The organism is Pseudoalteromonas aurantia (genome assembly GCF_005886875.1).
Classification (GTDB): Bacteria; Pseudomonadota; Gammaproteobacteria; order Enterobacterales; family Alteromonadaceae; genus Pseudoalteromonas; species Pseudoalteromonas aurantia_A.
In genome coordinates this window covers 1-8,654 of sequence record NZ_PNBY01000056.1, presented here as the reverse complement: position 1 = coordinate 8,654, position 8,654 = coordinate 1, and the positions used below count along the sequence as shown (strand labels likewise).

The 8,654-nt window shown below is 39.4% G+C and carries 5 protein-coding genes; 2 read left to right on the top strand and 3 right to left on the bottom strand.

Features of this window, described 5'->3' with window-relative positions:
- Nucleotides 1-837: 837 nt before the first annotated feature.
- A complete protein-coding gene (locus CWC18_RS12070) occupies nt 838-2,391 on the top strand; it encodes a Calx-beta domain-containing protein (protein ID WP_138675336.1) in 1,554 nt (517 codons plus the stop codon).
- Nucleotides 2,392-2,565: 174 nt separating this feature from the next.
- Here CWC18_RS12070 and CWC18_RS21510 read toward each other — a convergent pair whose 3' ends face one another.
- Nucleotides 2,566-3,342 (bottom strand): NBR1-Ig-like domain-containing protein, encoded by a 777-nt coding sequence (locus tag CWC18_RS21510; protein WP_249930112.1) that lies wholly within the window; start codon nt 3,340-3,342, stop codon nt 2,566-2,568.
- Between the two features lie 125 nt (nt 3,343-3,467).
- Between CWC18_RS21510 and CWC18_RS12060 the strand changes: the two genes are divergently transcribed.
- On the top strand, nt 3,468-4,427 hold the full coding sequence (locus tag CWC18_RS12060) for a M23 family metallopeptidase (protein WP_138675335.1): 960 nt from the start codon (nt 3,468-3,470) through the stop codon (nt 4,425-4,427).
- 733 nt (nt 4,428-5,160) lie between these two features.
- Here CWC18_RS12060 and CWC18_RS12055 read toward each other — a convergent pair.
- Both CWC18_RS12055 and CWC18_RS12050 read right to left on the bottom strand, forming a co-directional pair.
- A complete protein-coding gene (locus CWC18_RS12055; RefSeq protein ID WP_138675334.1) occupies nt 5,161-6,270 on the bottom strand; it encodes a DUF1570 domain-containing protein in 1,110 nt (369 codons plus the stop codon).
- A gap of 755 nt (nt 6,271-7,025) precedes the next feature.
- Complete coding sequence (locus CWC18_RS12050) at nt 7,026-8,174, bottom strand: erythromycin esterase family protein (protein WP_171041097.1); 1,149 nt, start codon at nt 8,172-8,174, stop codon at nt 7,026-7,028.
- Nucleotides 8,175-8,654 lie beyond the last annotated feature (480 nt).

Here is an 8,654-nt window from a genome sequence, read left to right as displayed (position 1 = left end):
TCAAAACACTTTGTCTTCCTAACGTAGGTCAGGATCCATTTTAAGCAACTACCTCTATTTCTGTACATCGTACAAAGTGGACCCTGAAATGAATTCAGGGCGACGAATGGCGTGTACTTGCCTGTTTGATTTGAATCTATTCAGCTGCTGAGAGAAGTTAGTAACGTTTAATCACCTGTTTAGTTTATTCGTCTTCCTGACGAAGGTCAGGATCCATATTCAGCAACTACCTCTATTTCTGTACATCGTACAAAGTGGACCCTTAAATGAATTCAGGGGGACAAACGCGGCGTACTTGCCTGTTTGATTTGAGTTTATTCGGCTGCTGAGAGAAGTTAGTAACGTTTAATCACCTGTTTAGTTTATTCGTCTTCCTGACGCAGGTCAGGATCCATGTTAAGCAACTACCTCTATTTCTTTACATCACACAAAGTGGACCCTGAAATGAATTCAGGGCGAATAATGGCGTGTACTTGCCTGTTTGATTTGAGTTTATTCAGGCCGATGAATAGCGTATTTGTCATCTAGAAGAGATGGCGAATAGTATTTATTTTCCTAACATAGGGCAAAAATGTGGATTACTTACTCTTATTAGAGAAACAAAAACCCGCTGTAAAGCCCCTTTACGATTTTATTAGCTCCTTTACAACGCGAAATAAAATAATTCGTTAAAAATCATAGAACAGAACAAAAACCAATACAAAAATACTATTTAATGTATTTTTTATGTTGCAAAACAAACATCCGAGTGCATAATGAAATCATAAAAGATGATAAATACCTATTTGACGTGCAAGGAAATGCCCATACGCCAAACAAAATCCCGGGGCTAATCTTATGTTCACTATCAAAAAAATAATCAATTCCATGGTACTCACTGGCTGTCTATTCACAGCTAACATTCAAGCAAATAACTGCACAGGTCAGCTTTTTAGTATCAACGCAGGCAGAGGTGAAGTTGGCTTGGTGGTTGCGGTCAATGAGTATAGCGGTGACGCATTTGTTCATTCAAAGGCTAAGTTTAGTTCAGCAGCAATGGCATACGCATCAGACTTAAATCGTTTGTATTATATTAGTGCACCAAGAGCGTCAGAATACAAACTCGATGTGTCGGGTGTTGACTTAAACAGTACTGAGCTAAAGTCGCTGCCTATTTCTGCACAAAAACAAAAGTACACAAAAATTGCCTATGTAGATATGAGCACCAAGGAGCATGTTACATTAGCCAATAGTAAGCCAATGTACCGACTTGCATACGACAGCACATCACAACTATTATATGGCTCATATTTTAACAAACTCTATTCAATTGAGCCCTCCACTGGCGCAACTACACTATTAGGCAGTCTGTCTGGGTATTCGAGCAACCCCGAAATGTGGCGTGGTGACTTGGCATTCAAGAATGGGCAGTTATATTTAATCTCTAATTCTGCAATTTTTACCGTTAATATTGCCACTTTAACCGTGGCGAAACTCGCTGAGCATAACTTACCAACAGTCACAGGCGCGGTATTTAATGGTGTGGGTGAGCTCATCATCAGCCGTGATAAAAGTAATGATTATGGCAGTCATAATATGTCTGAGCTGTATCACGTTATACCTACAACTGGCGCTGCATGCCTTATGGCAACCATACCTACTCAAATAAACGATTTAGCGGTCGACAATAGCAATGGCTATGCGTGCCCAGAGGTTCCTTTATGTCAATTAGTGACTAAGCCAACCGTGTCGCTTACGCCTGTGACTGCGTCTGCAAACGAAGGCTCACCGCTCAGTTTTAACATAGAGCTTAGTAGCTCTCACAGTGCTGATGTGACGGTCGATGTATCAACCACACCAGGCACCGCCACCAGCAGTGACTATAGTTATACAGATCAGACAGTTACTATTCCAGCTGGCAGTACTAGCTATACAATATCAATACCCACCGTTGATAACGCCGTTTTCCAAGGAAATAAACAATTTACTGTTCATATCAATGCGTCAAATAATGTTGCTGGCTCAGATAGTGAAACAGCCACAATTATTGAAAATGATACCGATCCAGCCGTCCAACTTCAAAACGCAGCTAAAAATGGCAGTGTAAACTGGGAAGGCTCAGACGGGTGTTGTGACGGTCAACGCATCAGAGGGATCAAAGGGCACTTTCCAAATGCACCGGCTGGCACAGTAGTTAACTTTTATATTAGTAGCCAAAAAATCGCGACTAAATCATTGCCTGCAAACAGCTTTAGTTACGCTGGAAACAGCCAAAGCACTTGGTGGATGAACAACGGTACAACAGCATGGGCTACGCTCACTTACAATGGGGTAACCGTTAATGTGCATACAGGCCATAGAGCCCAGATCCACAATCATCACAACGTAAACTGTGCCAACGGCTGTTGGTAGTATTTACTCCGTCATGGTGGCCGAGCCATCATGACATTGCTATATGTCTATATAAAAGCCCATACACAAGACCTAAAGACATACTTTTAACCATAAAAATGTGATTTGCAAGCAAGTTAAATATATGGATGATGTTTAATGATTTACTCTTAAATCAGAGTGTATTTAAACACTTCACGTTGCAACATTCACCAGTAAATAAACACCATGCAATTGTGGAAAGTACAACTGGCCGAATTTGTCTGCCATTTTAAAATCTAATCGGCAAGAACCAGGAACATGTGGCGTTTTAAATTTAATACTGATGTCGACAACTTCACCTGGTTGAGTAACCTCTATGGGAACCATGCTCGCAGACGAACACAACAAATCTGAGTGTGCAGTCAGGCGCTTTAAATAACGCCCTTGCCAAACATGTTTACCTGAATTTCTTAATCGCCATGTTTTAACATAGTGAGTATTGACCTTTAATGTAGTGCCATCAGGAATACTAATATCTTTCACAAATGTAGACCAATCATGTTCTAACTTTTGATTGTTCATTACTGATTGACGCACTTCATTAACAGCGGCGATGTTATATAGCACCGTAATAAAGAGTAACGTCAATAAAACGGCTATGATGAGCACTATATTTTTATTTTTGGATTGATGAAATACATGGCCAAAGCGCCCACGCGCAACCTTAAGACGACCCAACGGCTCACTAGTCTCAATATTACTCGCTGCATTAGCATAATTAAAAAACAGTGCACTTTCCTGCTCTGTTAAACACAGAGCCTTAATCATTCGTTTTTGTAACGCAGACCCAGCTTTTCTTTCGCCATTAATTACTTTGTTAAAATGTGAACGACTGCAGCTACATTCAAAAATTAGTTCTTTCTGACTTATTTTTCGTTGTACTAAAACCAAATCAACTTTCGCCTTTAAGTTGCCTTTAAAACCACCCATAAAAGTAACCGATTTGTATCCTTTTTGTATTCAAATTGTATCGGAGACACATTTTATATTCAAATAACTCTTTGAATGAGTAAGTTAGGGTCTAAACCGCAATTAATATAACTCAAGGAAATAAAATGAGATTACTTACTGCCAGCACATTGGCAACCATCATTATGCTTACTAATACAAGCTACGCCAATGAATATTCTGCAACTTTAAACGAAGGAAAACATCGACTAAATTTTGACAGCAATACAACCGAGCATAAATTTACATTGTCTGGTTCAGAACTTATGCGCCTCTCACTCTCTCACGATCGCAATGTAGATATTGACATGTATGTAAACTATGGAGATAACCCAGTACCATTTTATTCATCATCCAACTTGACGAACCAATGTGCACCTTGGAATGCTCCATCAATTAGTAAATATAATGGTTCCAAGGAAGAATGCTCTATTAACTTAGCCGAAACGAACTACGATAAAAAGTTTAAAGTACTGTTTAAATACAGCTCTAATAACCCAGTTAGCAACGAGGCCGTTGTAAGGTATTACCCAACAAGCTGTAAACCTTACTTATATAGCACTCGAACTGTGCTCAAGCTTTGTCCTGTAACTCATGCTCAAGAACGTCATGGTTATTCATACACTGAAGCCGAACGTTGGAAAGAAACAGTAGCTAGTGATGAGCATATTGAAGGAGATTCTCACGCTAGAGATTTCAACCGAGGAAGCAAGAACGATGATAAGGGCGAACACCTCTTTGCAGCTTTTGGCGGGGAAGTAATTTACGATGGGTATTCCACTGGATATGGATACAACATAGTTATTTATAATTCACAGTACCAGGTTGCAGCAAGATACGCTCATCTCAGTTACTATACAGATGAAACTGACATTGTTACCGGTCAGCATATAGGGCAAATTGGCAATTCAGGAACGACTGACGCACACCTCCATATGGCTGTATACAGAAACTTAAAAATCGGTTCCACAGGCTATAATCAAATAATACAAGGTAAAAGACCAGGCTCACAATATGCCGCTCAATTTGAATTCCCATCTCGTAGTGAGTTCGACATACGTCCATAATTTACTTGAGAGGAATACGACTAAGAGAAGTTTAATAAATCGTGGTCAATTAGAGAATGCTTGACCACATTTTTAGTTACTTATTTCGACCTGTACCACCACGGGTGCGTTGGTCTGACGGTCGAATATATTCCTCTGCCTGATATGAGGGACTTTGCCTTCCTGACGCAGGTCAGGAGCCATGCCTGATAACCCACGTAATGTCACTTAGTACAGAAGCACTGGACCCTGAAATGAATTCAGGGCGACGAATGGCGTGTACTTGCCTGTTTGATTTGAGTTTATTCGGCTGCTGAGAGAAGTTAGTAACGTTTAATCACCTGTTTAGTTTATTCGTCTTCCTGACGCAGGTCAGGATCCATGTCTGATAACCCACGTAATGTTACTTAGTACATAAGTACTGGACCCTGAAATGAATTCAGGGAGACGAATGGCGTATATTCTTCTGTTTGATTTGTCTTCCTGACGCAAGTCAGGATCCATGTCTGATAAACCACGTAATGTCACTTAGTATACAAGTACTGGACGAAATGAATTCAGGGAGACAAACGCGGCGTACTTGTTACTTTAAATAAGCGAACTTATTACTTTAAATGAGCCTACTTGTCAGCCTAAGGAGAATAATGGCTTTTATTCTTCTCCCTAACGCCAATTTAAAACAACATTAAAAAGCACGTATCTATTTCAAACAACAGCTAAAAAGGCAATAAACATAGATTTTTAACCAGAAAAGTTAATAACGATGAACTGTTATTTTACCTTTAAGAAAGCGCGAAAAATCTTGAGCTACGGCATTGTGTTTGCCAGATAAATATGGCCAAACATCATCACTATTTAGCACGTCGCATTTACTATTTTGTTCTGCAAGTAAATATTTTTTAAACGATAATTTATATGTAGTATTACTTGTTAAAAAATGGACAAATGCCCAGCTGCTTCTATACATTTTGGCATAATCCGTCTTACGCCAATGTGCTTTAGTATGAACCAACTGAAATGGCTGAATAACGCTTTTCAATAGCATGCCATTTGATATTACCCAGCTCCTATTCGGAGCAACAATACTGGTGTGCATGTTTGCGTAGGTATATTCAAAGTATTCAGCTAGCCCTTCATTTAGCCATTGAGGCGTATCGCCAATTACAGCTTCATTAATTGCATGCACCGCCTCGTGAATAGCAACATTAATTGTATGCTCAAACGTACTGTATTTAATATAGGCTGTATTTTTACTACCAAAATATACACCTGCAGTCCCCTCTGGGTTGCCACCTAAACGTTTAACCTTACGATTGTAAGCGCTACTATTCGGCAGTATGTGCAGGTTTAGTTTTACTTTACGCATTGCCTTTAAACCAATAAGACTGGTATATGCCCTAAAAACAGCGCGCAGGTTTGCAGGCAATTCATTCTTAAATTGAGAGGGTAAACCAGGAGCTTGCAAGTCCAGTTCAAAAAAGTCTAATGCTGTACTCGCAGTAGTTTGATATAGTTCAGCACGTGAATGTGGCTTTTTGTCACTGTAATTTTTAATGCCACGCTCATCAACCCACGTGTAAATACCTCCTACTTGCTCATATTTCACGGTACCTAGATTCTCTTTGCTACAGTTTTTACGAAATGTTCTATGCGTATGATGAATATAAGCGAACGAGTTAACTTTTTTAGGTGTGCTGAGTGCTTGTTGTGAGACTTTAGGTTCTGGTATTTTGCTTGGAGCAGTTACAGCAGGCTGTATAAAAAAAGAGCTAAACCAAAACTGCTTGCCAGTAAAAAACCACGCTAAAAAAATCGAAAAAATAACCAAGGCCGTGATCATTATATAACGCTTCCATCGCTGCATTTAACTATCCATAACCTACAAATTTGTTAAATTTTTAAGAAAAACCTTTAGGTATTAGTACCAATATGTCCATTTAACAAAGGCACTAACCTATAAATAATCATCAACAACCATTTTCACACTTGCGAGGTTGAACTTCCAAACCCGAATAATGCTGAATTGACTTAACCGGGCCATTATATTCATCTATCAACATTGTGCTAGATATCCATGGGTCCTTTAAAAATAAGCCTGCGTAAAAAAAACTAAAACAACATGTCGCCAAGCTCATACTCTGTAGGGTTAATTTGAGCTTACTGCTATCCATTAAACCTCTGCGGTATACTAAATAGATAAATAATCCAATACTCAATACCACTATAGGTACAAATCTAAGTATAGTCACACCGGAGTAAAGTACATAAAATTTTGCGCTCTCAATTAAATTAAAAGCATAAGCACTTGCAATCAATGAAATAACAAATACTAACAATCCCATCAATTTATTAGCAGAGAATGATACGGCCTTTGTCAAAAGTAGTTTTGGTTGGGTTACTTATTGGGTCTTGCACACAGGATCCTTTGAGGTAAATCATTAAGTCACAATTATAAAACAAATAACTTACACAAAAAACCATTTTAATACCAAGCAATAAAACTAAAAATAGCCTCTATCTGCAATACTATATATTCAATAACACAACGTTTAAGTACTATTATTATAAGAGGCTACTATTCATAAGACAGACCATTATTCAAATTCAAACTACGCAAATTTACTGCTGTTTTGAAGGCGTAACATTAGCAAAGTGCACTAATGAATCCCACTTATGTACGATGTCTTTGAGTGGTACGGATGTTTCGTAATTGAACAGTAAGACCTCACTACTAGGTTTTTTACGCAATAGTGTACGTACGTCTAGCACACATATTTCACAGTCTAATTTGTTCGCAGCGAACTCGACACTATTCCTTGCCAAAGCTGATACAGAGCGTGTTTTCATGCTCACAAAGTCGATGTATTGACCTGTTCCACCGGTAAAATGCGTTACGTGATAGGCGCTAGGGTATTGCGCAAACATCACTTGTCCAGCGTTTTGAGACCCGTCTACACGTTCTTTTTGTAGATGGTAAATATGTGCCCAAATAACCATTTTTTGCCCTTGGTGCTGATTGGCTTGCCACACTAAGTTATTGCCCATTTCATGACTTCTCATATCACTAAGTTGCCACTGTCTTTGTGCCTGCGCTTTTAAGCCCACAAGTATACGCTGCCAAAAATCAGGTCTAGTTTTCATACCCAACGCGTGTGCCTCAAGCTGTGCAAACAACTCAAAAAAAGCATCGGTATTTTTTGGTTTGGTACTTTTCATTTCAATAACGCTTTGCAAAACAGCCGCTACCGCTTGCCACTGTGTTTTACTAAACTGCGCATTAAAAGGGGGCAATAAACTGTCTAGCTCTTTAACCAAAAACTGCTTGGAAATACCGCCAGTTAGTTGCGAGTCAAACCCAACCAACTTTAGCGGTCGATCAGTTCTGTGTGATTGCTCAATATATGTAAATAACGGCTTAATTTCAGTACTATTTGCATACATGTAAAATATATTACCCGGCGCACTTCGCGCAATTGACGCACCGTTTTTCACAAACTCTCGATACAACCAGTCAACATCATACAAACCGCTTTCAAGTGCAAGTACAGTAAAATTATGGTTTTTATGTAATGCTTTAACCGCTTCTCGTTTAAAGTTAAACACATTCGCTGCGCCATGACTTTGTTCACCTAACGCCACATATTGGTGCTGTGCCACGTTTGCAGCAAACTCATTCGCCACCTCTGCCAAGTTTGTTGAAGCTACTGATAAAGGGCTGATAACCCACATCACTGCTATTAAAGCACCTGAAACGTAATTTCTAAACATAACTTTCCCTAAAAAATATACAGTCAAACCATTGTATAGAGGGTGTAAAAAATCAGGTACCGACTTTAGTCGTATAACGTGACAGCACAACGTTAACGCCGAGATCTCAGACCCTGAAATGAATTCAGGGAGACGAAGGGAATGTCTTGTCTTGCTTGGGGAGACTAATAGCATATATTCTTCTGTTTGATTCGTCTTCCTGACGTAGGTCAGGATCCATGTCTGATAAACCACGTGATGTCACTTAGTACACAAGTACTGGACCCTGAAATGAATTCAGGGTGACGAAGGGAGTATATTAGCCTGCTTAATTTAAAGGTCTTCGTCTTCCTGACGCAGGTCAGGATCCATGCCTGATAAACCACGTGATGTCACTTAGTACACAAGTACTGGACCCTGAAATGAATTCAGGGAGACGAAGGGAGTATATTAGCCTGCTTAATTTAAAGGTCTTCGTCTTCCTGACGCCGGTCAGGATCC

Coding starts and splice junctions, on each gene's coding strand:
- CWC18_RS12070 (WP_138675336.1), top strand. CDS start 838: ATGTTCACTATCAAAAAAATAATCAATTCCATGGTACTCACTGGCTGT.
- CWC18_RS21510 (WP_249930112.1), bottom strand. CDS start 3,342: ATGGGTGGTTTTAAAGGCAACTTAAAGGCGAAAGTTGATTTGGTTTTA.
- CWC18_RS12060 (WP_138675335.1), top strand. CDS start 3,468: ATGAGATTACTTACTGCCAGCACATTGGCAACCATCATTATGCTTACT.
- CWC18_RS12055 (WP_138675334.1), bottom strand. CDS start 6,270: ATGCAGCGATGGAAGCGTTATATAATGATCACGGCCTTGGTTATTTTT.
- CWC18_RS12050 (WP_171041097.1), bottom strand. CDS start 8,174: ATGTTTAGAAATTACGTTTCAGGTGCTTTAATAGCAGTGATGTGGGTT.